Origin of the sequence: Pseudomonas rossensis, from assembly GCF_039888995.1 — a bacterium.
Classification (GTDB): Bacteria; Pseudomonadota; Gammaproteobacteria; order Pseudomonadales; family Pseudomonadaceae; genus Aquipseudomonas; species Aquipseudomonas rossensis.
In genome coordinates this window covers 1-18,985 of record NZ_JBBWCB010000045.1, presented here as the reverse complement: position 1 = coordinate 18,985, position 18,985 = coordinate 1, and the positions used below count along the sequence as shown (strand labels likewise).

General features: G+C 59.6%; 21 protein-coding genes. 6 read left to right on the top strand and 15 right to left on the bottom strand.

Features of this window, described 5'->3' with window-relative positions; translation table 11 throughout:
* Positions 1 to 12: 12 nt before the first annotated feature.
* The 3 genes from ispE to WLY71_RS14265 are packed head-to-tail and all read right to left on the bottom strand — an operon-like array spanning position 13 to position 3,213.
* Positions 13 to 864 (bottom strand): 4-(cytidine 5'-diphospho)-2-C-methyl-D-erythritol kinase, encoded by an 852-nt coding sequence (ispE, locus tag WLY71_RS14275; RefSeq protein ID WP_123365634.1) that lies wholly within the window; start codon positions 862 to 864, stop codon positions 13 to 15.
* 2 nt (positions 865 to 866) lie between these two features.
* Entirely contained in the window at positions 867 to 1,484 is a 618-nt protein-coding gene (gene lolB, locus WLY71_RS14270) for a lipoprotein insertase outer membrane protein LolB (protein WP_347804059.1), read from the bottom strand.
* Between the two features lie 4 nt (positions 1,485 to 1,488).
* Entirely contained in the window at positions 1,489 to 3,213 is a 1,725-nt protein-coding gene (locus tag WLY71_RS14265; RefSeq protein WP_347804058.1) for a tetratricopeptide repeat protein, read from the bottom strand.
* Between the two features lie 282 nt (positions 3,214 to 3,495).
* Between WLY71_RS14265 and hemA the strand changes: the two genes are divergently transcribed.
* The 6 genes from hemA (at position 3,496) to WLY71_RS14235 (ending at position 8,860) form a co-directional block, all read left to right on the top strand.
* On the top strand, positions 3,496 to 4,785 hold the full coding sequence (hemA, locus tag WLY71_RS14260; protein ID WP_347804057.1) for a glutamyl-tRNA reductase: 1,290 nt from the start codon (positions 3,496 to 3,498) through the stop codon (positions 4,783 to 4,785).
* On the top strand, positions 4,782 to 5,864 hold the full coding sequence (gene prfA, locus WLY71_RS14255; RefSeq protein WP_347804056.1) for a peptide chain release factor 1: 1,083 nt from the start codon (positions 4,782 to 4,784) through the stop codon (positions 5,862 to 5,864). The genes hemA and prfA overlap by 4 nt, the downstream gene beginning before the upstream one ends.
* Positions 5,865 to 6,695: a peptide chain release factor N(5)-glutamine methyltransferase gene (prmC, locus tag WLY71_RS14250; RefSeq protein WP_347804055.1), complete on the top strand. Its 831-nt coding sequence runs from the start codon at positions 5,865 to 5,867 to the stop codon at positions 6,693 to 6,695.
* Positions 6,689 to 7,444: a molybdopterin-synthase adenylyltransferase MoeB gene (locus WLY71_RS14245; protein WP_008153418.1), complete on the top strand. Its 756-nt coding sequence runs from the start codon at positions 6,689 to 6,691 to the stop codon at positions 7,442 to 7,444. Before prmC ends, WLY71_RS14245 begins: the two co-directional genes overlap by 7 nt.
* On the top strand, positions 7,437 to 8,228 hold the full coding sequence (gene murI / locus WLY71_RS14240; protein ID WP_347804054.1) for a glutamate racemase: 792 nt from the start codon (positions 7,437 to 7,439) through the stop codon (positions 8,226 to 8,228). The genes WLY71_RS14245 and murI overlap by 8 nt, the downstream gene beginning before the upstream one ends.
* 113 nt (positions 8,229 to 8,341) lie before the next feature.
* Positions 8,342 to 8,860: an acyloxyacyl hydrolase gene (locus WLY71_RS14235; RefSeq protein WP_347804053.1), complete on the top strand. Its 519-nt coding sequence runs from the start codon at positions 8,342 to 8,344 to the stop codon at positions 8,858 to 8,860.
* Between the two features lie 58 nt (positions 8,861 to 8,918).
* Here WLY71_RS14235 and WLY71_RS14230 read toward each other — a convergent pair whose 3' ends face one another.
* The 12 genes from WLY71_RS14230 to WLY71_RS14175 form a co-directional block, all read right to left on the bottom strand.
* Positions 8,919 to 9,224: a YkgJ family cysteine cluster protein gene (locus WLY71_RS14230; RefSeq protein ID WP_008153413.1), complete on the bottom strand. Its 306-nt coding sequence runs from the start codon at positions 9,222 to 9,224 to the stop codon at positions 8,919 to 8,921.
* A 53-nt stretch (positions 9,225 to 9,277) separates the two neighbouring features.
* Positions 9,278 to 9,781, bottom strand: coding sequence for a DUF2878 domain-containing protein (locus tag WLY71_RS14225; RefSeq protein WP_347804052.1), 504 nt, complete (start codon positions 9,779 to 9,781; stop codon positions 9,278 to 9,280).
* Positions 9,774 to 11,045, bottom strand: coding sequence for a class I SAM-dependent methyltransferase (locus tag WLY71_RS14220; protein WP_347804051.1), 1,272 nt, complete (start codon positions 11,043 to 11,045; stop codon positions 9,774 to 9,776). The genes WLY71_RS14225 and WLY71_RS14220 overlap by 8 nt, the downstream gene beginning before the upstream one ends.
* Positions 11,032 to 11,847: a DUF1365 domain-containing protein gene (locus WLY71_RS14215; protein ID WP_347804050.1), complete on the bottom strand. Its 816-nt coding sequence runs from the start codon at positions 11,845 to 11,847 to the stop codon at positions 11,032 to 11,034. The genes WLY71_RS14220 and WLY71_RS14215 overlap by 14 nt, the downstream gene beginning before the upstream one ends.
* Complete coding sequence (locus WLY71_RS14210; protein ID WP_347804049.1) at positions 11,844 to 13,091, bottom strand: NAD(P)/FAD-dependent oxidoreductase; 1,248 nt, start codon at positions 13,089 to 13,091, stop codon at positions 11,844 to 11,846. Before WLY71_RS14210 ends, WLY71_RS14215 begins: the two co-directional genes overlap by 4 nt.
* The gene (locus WLY71_RS14205; RefSeq protein WP_347804048.1) at positions 13,088 to 13,870 is read right to left on the bottom strand and encodes an SDR family NAD(P)-dependent oxidoreductase; all 783 of its coding nucleotides are present in this window, start codon (positions 13,868 to 13,870) and stop codon (positions 13,088 to 13,090) included. The genes WLY71_RS14210 and WLY71_RS14205 overlap by 4 nt, the downstream gene beginning before the upstream one ends.
* Positions 13,867 to 14,289 carry a nuclear transport factor 2 family protein gene (locus tag WLY71_RS14200; protein WP_347804047.1) on the bottom strand — a complete coding sequence of 141 codons (423 nt, stop codon included), beginning with the start codon at positions 14,287 to 14,289 and terminating at the stop codon, positions 13,867 to 13,869. Before WLY71_RS14200 ends, WLY71_RS14205 begins: the two co-directional genes overlap by 4 nt.
* Entirely contained in the window at positions 14,282 to 15,727 is a 1,446-nt protein-coding gene (gene phrB / locus WLY71_RS14195; RefSeq protein ID WP_347804046.1) for a deoxyribodipyrimidine photo-lyase, read from the bottom strand. Before phrB ends, WLY71_RS14200 begins: the two co-directional genes overlap by 8 nt.
* 20 nt (positions 15,728 to 15,747) lie before the next feature.
* Complete coding sequence (locus WLY71_RS14190) at positions 15,748 to 16,689, bottom strand: MerR family transcriptional regulator (RefSeq protein ID WP_347804045.1); 942 nt, start codon at positions 16,687 to 16,689, stop codon at positions 15,748 to 15,750.
* 10 nt (positions 16,690 to 16,699) lie between these two features.
* A complete protein-coding gene (locus WLY71_RS14185; RefSeq protein WP_347804044.1) occupies positions 16,700 to 17,659 on the bottom strand; it encodes a YbgA family protein in 960 nt (319 codons plus the stop codon).
* A gap of 80 nt (positions 17,660 to 17,739) precedes the next feature.
* The gene (locus WLY71_RS14180) at positions 17,740 to 18,003 is read right to left on the bottom strand and encodes a TIGR02450 family Trp-rich protein (protein WP_347804043.1); all 264 of its coding nucleotides are present in this window, start codon (positions 18,001 to 18,003) and stop codon (positions 17,740 to 17,742) included.
* A partial coding sequence (locus WLY71_RS14175; RefSeq protein WP_347804042.1) for an NAD(P)/FAD-dependent oxidoreductase occupies positions 18,000 to 18,985 on the bottom strand: 986 nt, incomplete at its 5' end. The genes WLY71_RS14180 and WLY71_RS14175, both read right to left, overlap by 4 nt.

Here is an 18,985-nt window from a genome sequence, read left to right as displayed (position 1 = left end):
ACTCGATTCCTTTTAGAGCAGACTTTGCAGCTTGCGATGCAACATCGAAATGTTGCTTCCCTTTGCTACAAACCCTGTAAGGGTCTCTGTAAGAAGGGCCGAGACTTTATCAGCTTCAGCTTTGCTTGGGAAGCCCCCAAACACACAACTTCCAGTTCCGGTGAGTTTTGCTTCGGTAAATTTACCTAACAAATTCAATGCGTTACGTACATCTGGATAACGCCTTGCTACCACCGGTAAGCAGTCATTTCGACTGTTTCCCTTGGGAACGGGGCGCACTTTAATGGGAGAAGAGTTACGTGTCAACAACGGATCTGAAAAAATTTCTGCTGTACTTACAGAGACTTGCGGCACAAGCACGAGATACCACGGTTCTTCGGGGTCTACAGGGGTCAGTTTCTCCCCCACGCCTTCGGCAAAAGCCGCGTGCCCACGCACGAAAACCGGGACGTCGGCGCCAAGCGTCAGGCCCAGCACGGCCAGTCGATCCTCATCCCAACCCAATTGCCAAAGATGATTGAGGCCCAGCAAAGTGGTCGCTGCATTTGAACTGCCGCCACCGATTCCACCGCCCATGGGCAGAATTTTTTCGATCCAGATGTCGATGCCGAGCGAACAACCGGATTGCTCCTGAAGTTTTTTTGCAGCTCGAACAATCAGATTGCTGTCGTGAGGAACGCCATCGAATTCGGTGTGCAGTCGAATCACACCGTCATCACGAACGGCGAACGTGATTTCATCGCCGTAATCGAGAAACTGAAAAATAGTCTGCAACTCGTGATAACCGTCTTCACGGCGACCGAGGATGTGCAGCATCAGATTGAGTTTGGCCGGGGAGGGCAGCGTCAAGCGCGGAGCGGTCATGTTCACTGCCCCAATTTGCGAGGTTGCCATTCCTTGATCACCAGCGTGACGTCAAGGTCGGTGCCGTGCAGTTTGATCCGCTCGGGTAGCCAAAAGCCGTTTTGCTCGGCATAGCTGAGGTATTCGATCTGCCAGCCATCCTGCTCAAGATTGGCCAGGCGGCTGTCGGCATCCAGCGTCAGACGGCTTTTGCTATCCGGAGCCGGGAGCCCGCGAACCCACCAGGCCAGATTGGACACCGGTAACTTCCAGCCCAGTTGTTCTTCGACCAACACTTCAGGCGTCGACGCTTCATAGCGGCCCTGGTTGGCGACTTCCAGCGAGACCTTGCCGGGGCGGCCGGTCAGGCGTGCTGCGCCGCGACCCAGGGGGCCGGAGAGGCGAATGTCGTAGTAATCCTGTCGCTGCAGCCAGAACAACGTGCCGCTGCCCGAGTCTTTCGGGGCGCGAATGCCGATCTTGCCGTTGATCTGCCAGCCGTCGAGGCTGGTCAGTTGCTGTTTGTACTCGCGCCATTGGGCCGTGTTGCCTTTACCCTGGACTGATTCGCGGGCACCGAAGCCCGCGCAACCGGCGAGCAGGGCGATAAAGCTGAAAACAATGAGGTGGCGCAAAAACATAATCTTAAAGAGTCTCTGATCCGGTCAGGCGCTTGATGGTGCTGCGCAGGATGGGGCTGTCGGGCTGCTCCTTGAGGAACTTGCTCCAGATTTGTTTGGCTTCCCGTTGCTTGCCGTTGGCCCACAGGACTTCGCCCAGGTGCGCGGCGACTTCCTGATCGGGGAAACGATCCAGCGCCTGGCGCAGCAGGCGTTCGGCTTCGTCGAGATTGCCCATGCGGAAGTTCACCCAGCCGAGACTGTCGAGTACCGCCGGGTCTTCCGGATTGATCTGGTGTGCCTGTTCGATCAAGGCCTTGGCTTCGACGTAACGCGTTGTACGGTCGGACAAGGTGTAACCGAGGGCGTTCAAGGCCATCGCGTTGTCCGGATCGCGTTTGATGATCAGCCGCAGGTCTTTTTCCATCTGCGCCAGGTCGTTGCGTTTTTCCGCTTGCATGGCGCGGGTGTACAGCAGATTCAGATCGTCCGGGTACTTCTGCAAGGCTTGCTCCAATACATTCCAGGCTTTGTCGGGCTGTTTATTGGCGGACAAGGTTTCGGCTTCGATCAAATACAACTGAATCGCGTAATCGGGCTGCTCATCGCGCTCCGCAGCCAGACGGCTTTGGGCTTCGGCGGTCTTGCCGTTGTTCATCAGGATATCGGCCTGACGCAATTGCGCTGGCAGGTAATCGTTGCCCGGGCCGACCTGGGCGTACTCGATCAGCGCGCCTTGAGGGTCGTTGCGCTCTTCAGCGATACGACCGAGGTTCAGGTGCGCCGAATCGACGTGGCTTTCACGGGCGATCAGGTCTTCCAGATAGCCCTTGGCCTCGTCCCAGGCCTTGGCTTCCAGGCAGACCAGCGCCAGGGAGTAACGCAGTTCATCGTCTTCCGGGTATTGCTGAACCAGGCTTGAGAACTCGACTTTGGCATCGTCCATGCGATCCTGTTCAACCAGCATGCGCGCGTAAGTCAGGCGCAGGCGTTTGTCGTCCGGGTACTTCTTGATGCTTTTTTGCAGCAGCGGCAACGCTTCATCGCCACGACTGAGGGTTTGCAGCAGGCGCGCGCGCAGCAGGATTGGCGCTATTTCGCCGTCGTCCGGCGGATTGTCTTCCAGCAGGCCCAGCGCACCCTTGGCGTCACCGTCCTGTTGCAGCAGCAAGGCTTTGCCGAAAATCAGCTGACTGTTGTTCGGATGGCGCTGTAATAAACGGTCAAAACTTTTCATCAAGCCGTTGCGCGTGTCCTGGTCGGTATCGGCCGCAGACAGGGCGAGGAAGTCGAAATGCGTGTCGCCCTTGCCTTGCAGGACTTTCTCCATATAGACCATGGAGTCGTCATAACGCCCGGCACGAGCCAGTTGCACGGCAGCGGCCCGTTGCGCCTCAAGGTCGTCCGGGGCGTTTTTCGCCCAGATCAAAGCGGTGTCCAGAGCAGCCTGATCGGCGCCCAGGTATTCGGCGATACGGAATGCCCGCTCGGAGATACCCGGATCCTGAGTATTGATCGCCTGGGTCACGTAGTTGTCCAGGGCAATGTCGAAACGATTTCGCTGGCCAGCCAGTTCGGCGCTCAACAGACTGAAGACGGTTTCTTCACTGAATGAGCTGTAAACCTTGGGCTTTTCAGGGGCTGGAGTGCTGTCTTCGACCGGCGGCGTACCGTCCGACGAAACGGGTGCCAAGGCCTGGCAGCCGCTGAGGAAGACAAAAGCGAGGAGCAACGCGGAAGATCTATTCATATAGGAAGAGGACGACTAACCTGCGGTCGGATCATCATGACACAAGCCTTCGGCCAAACATAACCGAGTCTCAATTGGCGCCTTTATAGAGGCAGGTCATTGGGACAATCGTAGGAGCTGCCGCAGGCTGCGATCTTTTGATCTTGGCTGTGCGGCACCTTTGAAACCTGAAAAGATCGCAGCCTTCGGCAGCTCATACAGGGGCGATAGATATCGAATAGTTGTTCTGGCTCTGTCGAAGTAGGACAATTGCCGGCTTCACGTCACCATCAGCGACCTTGAATGGCCTTCCTTGCACTCGGTATTAACCACAAGACTGCTTCAGTAGACGTCCGCGAGCGCGTGGCCTTTACCCCTGAGCAGCTGGTGGAGGCCTTGCAGCAGCTCTGCCGACTCACCGACAGCCGCGAAGCTGCGATCCTCTCCACCTGCAATCGCAGTGAACTCTATATAGAACAGGATCACCTTTCGGCTGACATCATATTGCGCTGGCTGGCCGATTATCACCATTTGAGCCTCGAAGAGCTGCGCGCGAGTGCTTATGTGCACGAAGATGATGCGGCAGTTCGTCACATGATGCGGGTGGCCTCCGGGCTCGATTCGCTGGTGTTGGGCGAACCACAGATTCTCGGTCAGATGAAATCGGCCTACGCCGTGGCCCGGGAGGCCGGCACCATCGGTCCGTTGCTCGGGCGGCTGTTCCAGGCCACGTTCAATGCGGCCAAACAGGTGCGCACCGACACCGCCATCGGCGAGAACCCGGTGTCCGTGGCGTTTGCCGCGGTCAGTCTGGCGAAACAGATTTTCAGCGACCTGCAACGTAGCCAGGCCCTGCTGATCGGCGCCGGCGAGACCATCACCCTGGTCGCCCGCCATCTGCACGAATTGGGTGTAAAGCGCATCGTCGTCGCCAACCGCACCCTGGAGCGCGCGAGCATTCTGGCCGAGCAGTTCGGCGCCCACGCGGTGTTGCTCTCGGACATCCCGGCGGAACTGGTGCGCAGCGACATCGTTATCAGCTCCACCGCCAGCCAGTTGCCGATCCTGGGCAAGGGCGCGGTGGAAAGCGCCTTGAAACTGCGCAAGCACAAGCCGATCTTCATGGTAGACATCGCCGTCCCCCGGGATATCGAGCCGGAAGTCGGCGAACTGGACGACGTTTACCTGTATAGCGTCGACGATCTCCACGAAGTGGTCGCCGAGAACCTCAAGAGTCGCCAGGGCGCAGCCCAGGCGGCGGAAGAGATGGTCTCGGTCGGTGCCGAAGATTTCATGGTTCGCCTGCGTGAACTGGCGGCGGTGGATGTGCTCAAGGCCTATCGCCAACAAAGCGAGCGCATGCGCGACGAAGAATTGCAGAAGGCCCAGCGCATGCTGGCCAACGGCAGCAGCGCCGAAGACGTGCTGGTGCAACTGGCGCGGAGCCTGACCAACAAACTCCTGCACGCACCGAGCGTGCAGTTGAAAAAGCTCTCTGCCGAAGGCCGCCTCGATGCGCTGGCCATGGCCCAGGAACTCTTTGCCCTGAATGAGGGCTCATCGGATAGCTTTTCGGATAAAAAACCGCAATGAAAGCGTCACTGCTCAATAAGCTGGACATCCTCCAGGACCGTTTCGAGGAATTGACTGCCTTGCTTGGCGACGGCGAAGTCATTTCCGATCAGAACAAATTCCGCACCTATTCCAAGGAATACGCGGAAGTCGAACCGATTGTCGAAACCTATAAACAGTTGCTCAAGGTACAAGGCGATCTCGAGGGTGCACAGGCGCTCCTCAAGGACAGCGACCCGGACATGCGCGAAATGGCCGTGGAAGAAGTCCGCGAAGCCAAAGAGCAATTGATCGACATCGAAGCCAGCCTGCAACGCATGCTGCTGCCCAAGGATCCGAACGATGGGCGCAACGTGTTCCTCGAGATCCGCGCCGGCACCGGCGGTGACGAGGCGGCGATTTTCTCTGGTGACCTGTTCCGCATGTATTCGCGTTACGCCGAGCGTCGTGGCTGGCGGGTGGAAATCCTCTCGGAAAACATCGGTGAACACGGCGGCTTTAAAGAGGTCATCGCCCGCGTCGAAGGCGACAACGTCTACGGCAAGCTGAAATTCGAATCCGGTGCCCACCGCGTACAACGGGTTCCCGCTACCGAATCCCAGGGTCGCATCCACACCTCGGCCTGCACCGTAGCCGTGTTGCCCGAGCCGGACGAGCAAGAGGCGATCGAGATCAACCCCTCGGATTTGCGCATCGATACCTACAAATCCTCCGGTGCCGGTGGTCAGCACGTTAACAAAACGGACTCGGCGATCCGCATCACGCACTTGCCGTCCGGTATTGTCGTCGAGTGCCAGGAAGAACGTTCCCAGCACAAGAACCGGGCCCGGGCGATGTCCTGGCTGTCGGCCAAGCTCAACGATCAGCAGACCAGCGCCGCCGCGAACGCTATCGCTAGCGAGCGTAAATTGCTGGTCGGTTCGGGCGATCGCTCGGAGCGAATCCGCACGTATAACTTTGCCCAAGGGCGGGTCACCGACCACCGGGTCAACCTGACGCTGTATTCCCTCGACGAAATCCTCGCGGGCGGTGTCGATGCGGTGATCGAGCCGTTGCTGGCCGAATACCAGGCCGATCAATTGGCAGCGATAGGTGAGTAAATGACGATCATTGCCAGTTTGTTACGCGCCGCCGACCTGCCCGATTCGCCCACCGCGCGCCTGGATGCCGAATTGTTGCTGGCCGCGGCGTTGGGCAAGTCCCGCAGTTTTCTGCACACCTGGCCCGAGCGCATCGTTCCGAGCGAAGCGGCGCTTAAATTTGCCGAGTATTTGCAGCGCCGCCGTGGCGGTGAGCCAGTGGCTTACATCCTCGGTCAGCAAGGTTTCTGGAAGCTTGATCTGGAAGTTGCGCCTCACACGCTGATCCCGCGCCCGGACACCGAGCTGTTGGTGGAAGCGGCGCTTGAACTCCTGCCTGCCACACCTGCCAAGGTCCTCGATCTCGGCACCGGCAGCGGCGCCATTGCGTTGGCCTTGGCCAGCGAGCGTCCGGCCTGGAAGGTTACCGCCGTGGATCGCGTGCTCGAAGCCGTGGCCCTGGCCGAGCGCAATCGCCAGCGACTTCACCTGAACAACGCCACCGTGCTGAGCAGTCATTGGTTCAGTGCGCTGGAAGGTCAACGTTTTCAGCTGATCATCAGCAACCCGCCTTACATCGCTTCCGCCGACCCGCATCTGGTGGAAGGTGATGTTCGCTTCGAACCGGCCAGTGCCTTGGTGGCCGGCGTCGATGGGCTCGACGATCTGCGTCTGATCGTCGCTCAGGCGCCGGATTACCTTGAAGCGGGCGGTTGGTTGATGCTCGAACACGGTTACGATCAAGCCAAGGCAGTACGCGATTTGCTACTGACCCGCGGCTTTGAAGAAGTCCACAGCCGCACCGATCTGGGCGGTCACGAACGTATCAGCCTGGGGCGCCTGCCGTGCTGAATGATCAGGAATTGTTGCGCTACAGTCGGCAGATTTTGTTGCAGCACGTCGACATCGACGGCCAGTTGCGACTGAAAGAAAGCCGCGTATTGATCGTCGGTCTCGGCGGCCTCGGCTCGCCGGTTGCGCTGTATCTGGCAGCCGCCGGCGTCGGCGAGTTGCATTTGGCGGATTTCGACACCGTCGACTTGACCAACCTGCAACGCCAGATCGTCCACGACACCGACAGCGTCGGCCTGAGCAAAGTCGACTCGGCGATCCGCCGACTGACTGCAATCAATCCCGAGATTCAGTTGATCGCCCATCGCACCGCGCTGGACGAAGATTCCCTGGCTGCCGCCGTGGCTGCGGTGGATCTGGTGCTGGACTGCTCCGACAATTTCTCCACCCGCGAAGCGGTCAACGCAGCGTGTGTCGCCGCCGGCAAACCTCTGGTCAGCGGCGCAGCGATTCGGCTCGAAGGTCAGTTGTCAGTGTTTGACCCGCGCCGTCCGGAAAGCCCGTGCTACCACTGTTTATATGGTCACGGCAGCGAAGCCGAACTGACCTGTAGCGAAGCCGGCGTCGTAGGGCCATTGGTTGGCCTGGTTGGCAGCCTCCAGGCGCTGGAAGCCATGAAATTGCTGGTGGGTTTCGGCGAGCCGCTGGTGGGGCGTCTGTTGTTGATCGATGCCTTGGGCTCGCGCTTTCGCGAATTGCGGGTCAAGCGTGATCCGGGCTGCAGCGTCTGTGGTTCGAAGCATGCGTGAAGCGCCGATTGGCGTGTTCGACTCCGGCGTCGGTGGGCTTTCGGTGCTGGCCGAGATCCAGCGTTTGCTGCCCAACGAGTCACTGTTGTACGTCGCCGATTGCGGCAATATTCCCTACGGCGAGAAAACCCCGGAATTCATCCGTCATCGCTGCAGCGTGATGGCCGGTTTTTTTCAGCAGCAGGGCGCCAAGGCCTTGGTGCTGGCCTGCAACACAGCGACTGTCGCTGGCGTTGCAGACTTGCGGCGCGATTATCCCGAGTGGCCCATCGTCGGCATGGAGCCGGCGGTCAAACCGGCCGCTGCCGCCACCCGCAGCGGTGTGGTCGGTGTGCTCGCCACCACCGGCACCTTGCAGAGTGCCAAGTTCGCCGCGTTACTCGACCGATTCGCCACCGATGTGCGAGTCATCACTCAGCCGTGCCCCGGCCTGGTGGAGCTGATTGAAAACGGTGATCTGCACAGTCCGGCCCTGCGCCAGTTGCTTGCCAGATATGTCGAACCGCTGCTCGGCGCCGGGTGCGACACGATAATTCTTGGCTGCACGCATTACCCCTTCCTAAAGCCGTTGCTTAAGCAGATGATCCCCGATGACATCAGCTTGATCGACACCGGCGCCGCTGTAGCGCGGCAACTTCAGCGCCTGTTGGCCGAGCGTGAATTGCTCGCCGAAGGACCTGCTCGTGCCGCACAGTTCTGGACGAGTGCCGATCCGGAGCATTTCAGAAATATCTTGCCGATACTGTGGAATACCGCTGGCGTTGTGCAAAGCTTCAAAGGGTAAGTTAAATCCTGGGGCAAGCGAGTAATTGGGGTGAACTTCTGATTAAGCGTCGACTTCTATAGCGTCAAGCAACAAAAAAACCATACGAAATCGTTCGGAAAAGGATGTTTCTAATGAAGCGACTATTCTGCTTGGCCGCGATTGCGGCCGCACTGATGGGGCACAGTTTTACCGCACAGGCGGCAGGCGTGGAGTTCGCGGTCGGTCAGACTAGCGAGTCGACCATGACCTACCGACTGGGCATGCAATTCGATTGGGACAAGAGCTGGTTGCAGAGTGATATCGGTCGTTTGACTGGTTACTGGAGCGGTGCCTACACCTATTGGGAAGGCGACAAGACCTCCAGCAACCACAGCCTGTCGTTCTCCCCGGTGTTGGTTTACGAGTTTGCCGGGCAGACCGTCAAACCCTACCTGGAGTTGGGGGTTGGCATAGCGTTGTTCGCCAATACCGAAGTCGAAAACAACAACCTCGGCAATGCCTTTCAGTTTGAAGACCGGTTCGGTTTTGGGCTGCGCTTTACGGGCGGACATGAAGTCGGGATTCGTGCGACGCACTATTCAAATGCCGGGCTGAGCAGCCCGAACGATGGTGTAGAAAGCTACGCGCTGCATTACACGATGCCGTTGTAAGCCTTGGCGCTTTAAATGTGGGAGCAGGCTCGCTCCCACATTAGATCCTCATTCAGATTCAGCGATACGCCGTGGTAATCCCTTGGCGTTCGTCGATGCATTCTGGTGCGCCCATCTCGAACTCCCGGCAGATCAACGGGCGTTTTTCATAGATGGTGCACATCATCGTGTTGCGATCCAGCGCGGCGCACCAGCCGTCATCCAGACGCAGCATGACCTCCCCGCCCCAGTCATCGGTATCGATAAAACGTTCGGGCACGCCCGTGTCCGTGATCAGCATGACTTCGAGCTGACAGCAGCATGCTGCGCAGGTCGAGCAGGTGACCGCAGGCTCGGCGATTTGCGTATGGGGAATGGTTTTCATGGCGCCCAGTGTAAGGCAGTGAGCCGGTACTGTGTGAAAGGCCTGACGGACGCTCAGCTGCGGTTATCCTCAGCTCGCCGCTGAGCCATGAAATGCAGCAGCGGAAACAGCAGTGCCCAGAGCAGGCCGATGCCGATCAGTGTCGGCAGGTGTCCGTAGGGAAATTGCACCCCCGCCAGTTGTCCACCGGCGTAGTACGACAGCGGTCCACCCACCGCTCCCAGCAGACTCGCCCGCCACCAGGGTTCGGCGCTCCACAGCAGGCAGTGGCGCAGGGTAGTTGCCAGCAACGCCCAAAGCAGCATCAGCCACAGCGGAATCAATGGCGGGAGATCCATGAACTCGAACACTCCCAGCCAGCGCAATGCACTGTCCACCGCCGTGCCGATGAGTACCACGCTGAGGATCAGCCGACCTTCTTGCTCCCAGCTGCTTATCCACAGCAGATGAATCACCAGCGCCCCTACCGCCACCAGTAACCACAAGCTGTTGCCGCCCACCACGCAAACAAACCAGCCGAGCTGGAACAACGCGGCATTGGCCAGCTTTTCAAGCATCGAAACGTCCCAGCAGCGGCGCGGTGATGGCTGCGGGTTTGGCCAGCAGCAACTGCGCAGTACCGATGGTGCGCTCCAGGAACCCGCCTTCGCAGTAACACAGGTAAAACTCCCACAAGCGCAGGAAGTGATCGTCGTAGCCCAATTCACTCAAGCGGCCTTGGGCTCGACGAAAATTTTCATGCCAGAGGCGCAAGGTTCGCGCGTAGTGCAGGCCGAAATCTTCCATGTGCAGCAGGTTCATGTCGGTGTCGCGGCTGACGATCTCGAGCATCTTCTGCACACAGGGCAGGGCGCCGCCAGGGAATATGTAGCGCTGAATGAAATCGACACTGCGCTTGGCCTGTTCGTAGCGCTGCTCGCGGATGGTGATCGCCTGCAACAGCATCAAACCGTTGCTTTTGAGCAGGTGTGCGCATTGTTTGAAGTAAGTGGGCAGGAAGCGATGGCCCACGGCTTCGATCATCTCGATCGACACCAGTTTGTCGTACTGGCCGGTGAGGTCGCGGTAATCCTTGAGCAGCAGTGTGACCTGGTCTTGCAGGCCTAGGGCTTCGATTCGCTGTGCGGTAAAGGCGTACTGCTCCTTGGAGAGCGTGGTGGTGGTGACCTTGCAGCCGTAATTCTGCGCCGCGTAAAGCGCCATGCTGCCCCAGCCCGTACCGATTTCCAGCAGGTGATCGCTCGGTTTAAGGGCGAGTTTCTGGCAGATCCGCTCCAGTTTGTTCATCTGCGCCTGTTCGAGACTGTCCTCTGGCGTAAGGAACTGCGCCGCCGAATACATCATGGTCGGGTCGAGGAACTGTTCGAACAGGTCGTTGCCCAGGTCGTAGTGGGCGGCGATGTTTTTCTGTGAGCCCTTGCGCGTATTGCGATTGAGCCAATGCAGCCCCTGTACGAAAGGCCGGCCGAGTTTCGCCAGACCGCCCTCCATTGCATCCAGCACTTCAAGGTTGCTGACGAACACCCGGACCACCGCCGTCAGGTCCGGCGAACTCCAATAACCATGGATAAAAGCCTCACCCGCGCCGATCGATCCGTTGCTCGCCACCAGGCCCCACGCCGCCGCGTCGAGGATATGAATCTCCCCCAGCAAATGACTGCCCGCAGTTCCAAATACATGCCGTTCGCCGTCTTCGACGACCACCAACTGCCCGTGTTTGAGCTGCGCCAGTTGCCGCAATACGCCCCGGCGCAGGAGCGATCCGGTGAGGCCGTTGGTGCTGAACAGGTTGGCCTTGACCGAGACACTAGAGGATTTCATGACGGCGATCCTTGGGCGGAACGGTGGCGGTTTGAAAGCTGCCATCGGCAGCCTGATGAGCAAATATCGGTGTGCGTTTGAGCAGCAGGCGCAGAGCTTGCCAATAAATCGCCAGACAGGTTTTCGCGGTCATCCACGGAAAGCGCCGCAGGTAACCGTGCAGGCTGGCGCGATCGAGGGCTTCGCGTTTCAGGTTGAGCGTGGCGTCGAACAGTTTCAGTTCGCCTTGCCAGTCGGCCATGTGCACGCCGAGTTTTTTTGCGGCGGGGCTGAAGCTCATCCGGTACTCGAGATCGCGCGGTAAAAACGGCGACACGTGAAAGGCCTTGGCCACGGCGAAATGTTGATGAAAGTCGCGCAGGTCTTGCGCGGCTTTGGCGGGTAACACGTAGTGATATCGCTCGCGCCATGGGGTGTTGGTGACTTCGGCGAGAATCGCCGCCAGTTGTCCGTCGGCTTCATGGCAATAGAAAAAACTCACCGGGTTGAACGACAGGCCCCAACTGCGGGGCTGGGTCAGCAGGCAGATCGAGCCTTGTGGCACGTGCCCGATAGCCTCGCCGACCTGTTGGCGCACCGCGTCGATCAGGCGCATGCCGCTTCCGGTGAAGGCCTTGAGGTAATCACTTTCGCGAAACGAAAAGGGCGAAAATCGGCTGTTGCCCGACAGTGGCGATAACCCGAGCACCGCGTCCTGTTCGTCGAGGTCCAGGTACAGCAGGCCGATCCGGTAACTGAATTCGTGAGGCCTTGGGGCAAATCGTCGATGGGCGATCCAGCCGCTGTAGAGGGCGCTGTTCACAGGGATTCCCCGAACGACCGGGCAACACGCAGGGCGCTGACCACGCCGTCTTCGTGGAAACCGTTGGCCCAATAGGCGCCGCAATAATAGGAGTGTTGTGCGCCATTCAATTCTTCCCAGCGTTCCTGCGCGACAACCGCTGCCAGGCTGTATTGCGGATGGGCATAGGTGTATTTGGCGAGCACCTTGAACGGGCTGATACCGGCGCTCTGGTTGAGGCTGACGCAGAAGGTGGTATCGCTCTGAATGCCTTGCAGGATGTTCATGTCATAGGTGACCGCAGCCAGCGTGTGGCCGGCGCCCCCGAGGCGATAATTCCAGCTGGCCCAGGCGAGTTTTCGCTCGGGCAACAGCCGCGTGTCGGTGTGCAGCACCACTTCGTTGTCGGCGTAGGGCAGGGCGCCGAGGATCGATTGTTCGGCGTCGCTAGATTCGGCCAACAGGTTCAGGGCCTGATCGCTGTGGCAAGCGAACACGACTTTGTCGAAGCGCTCGCTGCCGGCGGCGCTGTGGATCACCACGCCATCCGCATCGCGCTCGACCCGAGTAACCGGGCAGTTGAGACGAATCTTCTCGCGAAACGAGGCGGTCAACGGTGCAACGTAAGCGCTTGAACCACCCTCGATCACACACCATTGCGGGCGATTGCTGACGGACAGCAGACCGTGATTCTTGAAGAACCTGACGAAGAATTGCAACGGGAAACCCAGCATGTCGGCCATGGACATCGACCAGATTGCCGCGCCCATGGGCACTATGTAATGCAGGATGAAACGCTCGCCGTAGCCGCCGGCCTTCAGGTATTGATCCAGCGTGGTGTCGGCGGCGATTCGCCCTTCGGCCAGGTCGCGCTGTGCTTCTTTATTGAAGCGCAAAATGTCCCGCAGCATGCCCCAGAAGCCCGGCGACAAAAAATTGCGGCGCTGGGCAAAGAGGCTGTTGAGGTTGTTGCCGTTGTATTCAAGACCGGTGTCCGGGTCGGTGACAGAGAAGCTCATCTCCGTGGGCTTGAAACTCACGCCGAGCTCACCCAACAGACGAATGAAGTTGGGGTAGGTCCAGTCGTTGAACACAATGAAGCCGGTGTCCACGGCATAGCGCTGGCCCTCCACGGTCACATCCACGGTGTGGGTATGACCGCCGACCCAGTCGCTGGCCTCGAACAGAGTGATCTCGTGGCTGCGATTGAGCAGGTAAGCGCTGGTCAGCCCCGAGATGCCGCTGCCGATGATGGCAATGTTCACGGCACATCCTTGATCGGCGGATTGCTGCGCACCATGCGCTTGCCGATGGCGAGCTTCACGCGGTTGGGCATTTTCGACAGTGGCCAGAGGGCTGCCATGAACAGCGCCGGGAAAGCGATCTCCAGTGGACGATTCTTGAGTTTGGCAAAGATGTGCCGCGCAGCTTTGCCAACTGGCCAGCTGAGTGGCATCGGGAAGTCGTTTTTCGCCGTCAGCGGCGTGTCGACAAACCCAGGGCTGACCACGGTGACTTCGATGCCTTCCGGCGCCAGGTCAATGCGCAACGATTCGAACAGATATCGCAGCCCGGCCTTCGACGCACCATAGGCTTCGGCCCGCGGTAGCGGCAGGTAGGTCACCGAGCTGGCGACGCCCACCAGATGCGGCGCGGTGCCGGCCCGCAACAGGGGCAGGGCGGCTTCAATGCAATAACTGCTGGCCAGTAGATTGGTGCGCACGACGTGCTCGACGAGCGACGAATCGAACTGCTGAACGTCGACATACTCGCAAGTCCCGGCATTGAGGATCACCGTATCCAGCGAGCCCCAGTCTGCAGCAATCTGCTCGCCGATTTCACGCACGGTCTGGCTGTTGGTCAGGTCACCGGCCACCACCATCACTTGCCCGGGATAACGCTGCGACAAGGCTTTCAGTGGCGCCACCGAACGTGAACTGACGGCCAGGTGGGCGCCGGTTTTCAGTATTTCTTCGGCCAGCGCGGCACCAATGCCGCTGCTGGCACCGGTCAGCCAATATCGTCGTGGAGGTGTAAAACTCATCCCATTCTCCTTTTCAGCCAGGCAATCGCCCGACCCAATACGGGTAAATGTTCATAAAGCAGTGCCCCGGCATCGAAGTAATCCCGGTGGCGATAAACCTTGTCGCGCCAGAGCAGGTGCGAGCAGCCGTCGACCTGAATCAACCGGCCACCGGCCAGGTGTGGATGGCGGTAGCTCATGACCCAGCGCAGATAACCTTCGCCTTCGCCGATCTGGTCGAAGCCGTGAAAATCGAAACGCAGTTCGCTGACGTTGGCGTAGAGCCCGGCGAAGTAGCCGCGCAGTTGCCCAAGCCCCTGCACTTCGTGCAGCGGATCGGTGAAGTGAATGTCGGCGGTGTACAGCTCATTCAGGCGCTGAAGGTTGTCTTTGTTCAGGTCTGCAAACTGCCGGGCAAAGCGCCGCAGGAAATCACTCATAGGCACCACCCGCGTTCTGTCGCGAGGGCAGGTTCTTGAACGCGGCCAAGGCGCGCACGCGGGAAGTGCTCAGGTTGACGATCGGCGATGGATAATCCGCCACACCGAACAACCCGCCCACGTCCGCCGGGTTGTGCACTTCTTTTTTGTTGAGCCCGGCCAGCTCCGGCAGCCAGCGCTTGATGAACACGCCTTCTGCATCAAATTTTTCCGACTGGCTCAGCGGGTTGAAAATCCGGAAGTAAGGCGCTGAATCGGTACCCGTGGACGAGCTCCACTGCCAGCCGCCGTTGTTCGCGGCCAGGTCGCCGTCGATCAGATGCCGCATGAAAAAGCGCTCGCCTTCACGCCAGTCGATCAGCAGGTTCTTGGTCAGGAACATCGCCACCACCATGCGCAAGCGGTTGTGCATCCAGCCGGTTGCGAGCAATTGGCGCATGGCCGCGTCGATAATCGGCAGGCCGGTACGGGCCTCTTGCCAGGCCAGGAGATCTTCGGGGGCATCGCGCCAGGCGAGGGCTTCGGTTTCCGGGCGGAAGGCGCGGTGACGGGAGACCCGAGGGTAGCCCACCAGAATGTGTTTGTAGAACTCGCGCCACAGCAGTTCGTTGATCCAGGTGACGGCGCCGACCTTGCCGCTTTCGAACTCGCCCTGATTGCTTTGCAGGGCGGCGTGCAAACACTGGCGGGGGGAAATGACGCCGGCGGCGATATAGGCCGAAAGCTGACTGGTGCCGGGTTTCGCCGGGAAATCCCGTTCGCTTTTGTAGTAGTCGATGTGGGCGTCGGCGAAGGTGTGGAGCCGGCGACGGGCTTCGGTTTCACCGGCCGGCCAGAGAGCGCGCAAGGTTTCTTCGGGAGTTTCGAACCCGTCGATATGGTTTGGAATCTTGTCGCTGTTGGTCGTCAGCGAAGCCTGGACGCCGGGTGCCACGATCAGCGGCGGTAGTGAGCCACGCAACCGGTCGTAGCAAACCTTGCGGAACTGACTGAAGACCTGGAAGCAAGTGCCGGTCTTGGTCAGCACCGTGCCGGGCTTGAACAACAACTGGTCGAGGTAGCTGTGAAACGTTATGCCCTTGGCCTTTAGCGCTTGGGCCACTGCTGCATCGCGACGGGTTTCATGAATGCCGTACTCCTCGTTGACGTGCACCGCGTCGATATTCAACTGCTGACAAAGATCAAGCAGCACGGTCGGCGCGTCATCCCAGCGTGCTGCTTTGCGGATCAGCAGGGGGATATTCAGCTCGCCCAACGCGCGACTCAACTCACTCAGGTTACGCAACCAGAAATCCACTTTGCACGGCGCGTCATCGTGCTCCAGCCATTGCTGCGGACTCACCAGAAACACCGCGACAGTCGGGCCGCGGGCTGCGGCGGCCGAGAGGGCGGTGTTGTCGTGTAGGCGCAAGTCGCTGCGCAGCCAGATCATTTGCATGGTGGTGTCCGCACGCTTCATTAAATAAGCCCACGCTGAACCAGGTCCTGATGAGCCGACAACGAATCTTCGGCCAGGAACAGATCAGCGATCTCGCAAGTTATTACGGACAACTCGGCGTGGTGGATGCACACCGTCGGTCCGACAATCATTTTTGGGCATATGACGCCATTCAAAAGTTTCGGCAGCTGCGAAAGGTTCATGGCTTTGCTGGAATACAGCAGTACGCCGCGGGCTTTCAGGTGATCGACCGCCAGCGCGAGTTCACCGGCGGGCAGTGGCCAGTCGAATACCTCCACCGGGCAATCGACGCTGCTGATCAGCCACGCGGTGAGCCACAGGTGAGGTTCCAGCGGCAGGTCCGAGTGATTGATCAACAGCAGCGGCGTGGTGCGCAACTGACGGTTGTTATGGTAGATGCGTGCGCCGAATTTGCTGCGCAACCAGGAATGGAAAAACACCCGCTCCATCTGTGCGCCGAACTGGCCCTGCCAGCGTTTTTCCAGTTCTGCCAGCAAAGGCATCAGCAGTTGTTCGCACAAGGTTCGCGGCGGATACAGCGCCATCGCCTGATTGACGGTGTCATCGAGGGGGCGTTCGCTCAGTTGAGTGACCGCTTGCAGCAGCGTATGGCGCAGCACTTGCCAATCGTTTTCGACCGATTCGGTAAACGCTTGCGGGGTGTCGAGCAGTTGCTTGACCTGGCTGACGGCCACGCCGCGATTGAGCCAGGTGAGGATCGTCAGGATGCGTTGAACGTGTTCGGCAGAGAACAGCCGATGACCCTTGGGCGTGCGTTGCGGCACGATCAGGCCATAACGTCGTTCCCAGGCCCGCAGGGTGACAGCGTTGACGCCGGTCTGCCGCGCGACCTCACGGATCGGCAGCCAGCCTTCGTCGAGGGCTTTCTTGAAGTCGGCGCCGAGGTCTTCGCTGGCGCTGGTGTCGAGTGGGCTTTTCATTAGATTGTCATTAGATCGCGTTTCGCAGGCTGAGATTTTCCGGATGCGGTTGCAGGTAAACCTGTTGTGCAATGTACGGATCCGGATGTTGACGAAAGTAGTGTTTGAGCAGCGTCAGCGGCACCACCAGCGGCACGATACCGTGGCGATACTGGCCGATGACGTGCTGCACTTCCTGTTTGTCTTCAGGGCTGATCGTCTGTTTGAGATAGCCACTTATGTGTTGCAAGACGTTGGTGTGGGTGCGGCGGGTGGCGCATTTTTTCAAGGCCGCCATTAGCTCGCTGAAATAGCGGGGGCCGAGTTCGTTCGGGTCGGTCTGGCCCATGTTGCCCAGCAGGTTGCCCAAGGTTTTGTATTGCACCGGGTTGTGGGCCATCAGCAGGTATTTGTAGCGCGAGTGAAAATTCGTGAGGCTGTGGCGAGTCAGGCCTTCTTGCAGTAACTGCTGCCAGGCACTGTAGGCAAACACGCGGGTAAGGAAGTTTTCCCGCAGTACCGGGTCGTTGAGTCGGCCATCCTCTTCCACCGGTAAATCCGGATGCAGGGCGCAAAAGGCCTGGGCGTAGATGCCGCGACCGCCGCCGTCCACCGGCGCTCCGTTGGCGTGGTAGACCTTGACCCGGTCCAGGCCGCACGACGGGGATTTCTGCATGAATATGTAGCCGCAAATATCGCCCAGCTCGGCCGCCATTTTCTGACCGTACTCAGCGAGTGGCCGGGTGACATTGATCGCGGGGTCGACCGTGCCGATGGCTTCGGGGTGTTCGGGGTTACCCACCAAACGGATGGGTTCGCGAGGAATGCCCAGGCCGATGGCGACTTCCGGGCACACCGGGACAAAATCGAAGTAGTCAGTGAGGGTGCGGCTGCACAGCCGCGACTCCTTGTGCCCGCCGTTGAAGCGCACCTCGGCGCCCATCAAGCAGGAGCTGATAGCGATTTTCGGTTTCACGCTGGCGTGGGGCATCGGAGCACCTCGAATCTAAACCTGTACAGAGTGTTGATTCTGTACAACATGACTTCATCATAGATTCAAAGGTGTACAAGTCAAATATTTTGTATAGGTTTTATTTGGGGCGAAGGTGACCCCTGTAGGAGCTGCCGAAGGCTGCGATCTTTTTGGTCGTCGCGCCGAAGATCAAACGATCGCAGTCTTCGGCAGCTCCTGCCACCAGCCCAGCCATCAACTTCCAGCACCGTGCCTTGCTCGTCGCGGAACAGTTCGGTGATCAGAAAATGTTTTTCGCGGTTTTGCGGATGGGCTGCTGTCCATTTCGACAGCAGCAACTTGATCGGATTAATGCGGTTCACTGCAGGTGTGCATGCAAGCGGCGAGCGGCTTCCTGGCCGCTGAGCCAGGCGCCTTCGACACGGCCGGACAGGCACCAGTCGCCGCACACATAAAGGCCCAGGTCGGCATCGGCCAGTACACCCCATTCATGGCTCCCGGCGGGGCGGGCGTAGAGCCAGCGGTGGGCGAGGCTGAAGGTCGGGGCGGGCATGGCGTCGTGCAGCAGCTCGGCAAATGCGCCGTGCAATTGCTCGATCACCGCTTCCTTGGACAGGTCTATATGTTGCCGGCTCCAGGCGCTGGTGGCGTGCAAAACCCAAGTGTCGAGTGTGTTGTCTCGCCCGGGTTTGCTGCGGTTGCGAGCCAGCCAGTCGAGCGGGCTGTCCTGTACGAAGCAGCCTTCCATGGGCGTATCCAGCGGTGTCTCGAACGCCAGCGCGACAGCCCAGGTCGGGTCCATTTTCACCCCGGCGGCGGCACCGGCGAGTTTCGGCGCGGAGGCCAGCAGTGCAGTCGCCTGAGGCGCCGGCGTGGCGATAATCACATGACTGAACGGGCCGTGGGTGAAGCCTTCGGCGTCCTGCAGATGCCAGTGCTCCTCGCCGCGATAGACCTCGGTAATGCGGCAGGCGAAATGCACTTCCAGGTCGCCGAGCAGGCCGCGGGTGATGGCGCTCATGCGCGGCGTGCCGACCCAGCGCGTCTGTTCGTCCGGCGACAGACTGAGCTGGCCGCCATGGTAGGTGTAGAGCTGCGGCATCCATTCAGCGACCCAGCCGTTGCCTTGCCAGCGCTGGACTTCAGTGACGAAGCGGCGATCGCGGGCGGTGAAATATTGCGCGCCCATGTCCAGAGCACCCGCATCGCTGCGCTTGCTCGACATGCGTCCGCCACTGCCGCGGCTTTTATCGAAAAGTTGAACGACATGCCCGACCTCTGTCAGGGCATGGGCGGCGGAGAGCCCGGCGATGCCGGTGCCGATGATTGCGATAGGTACAGTCA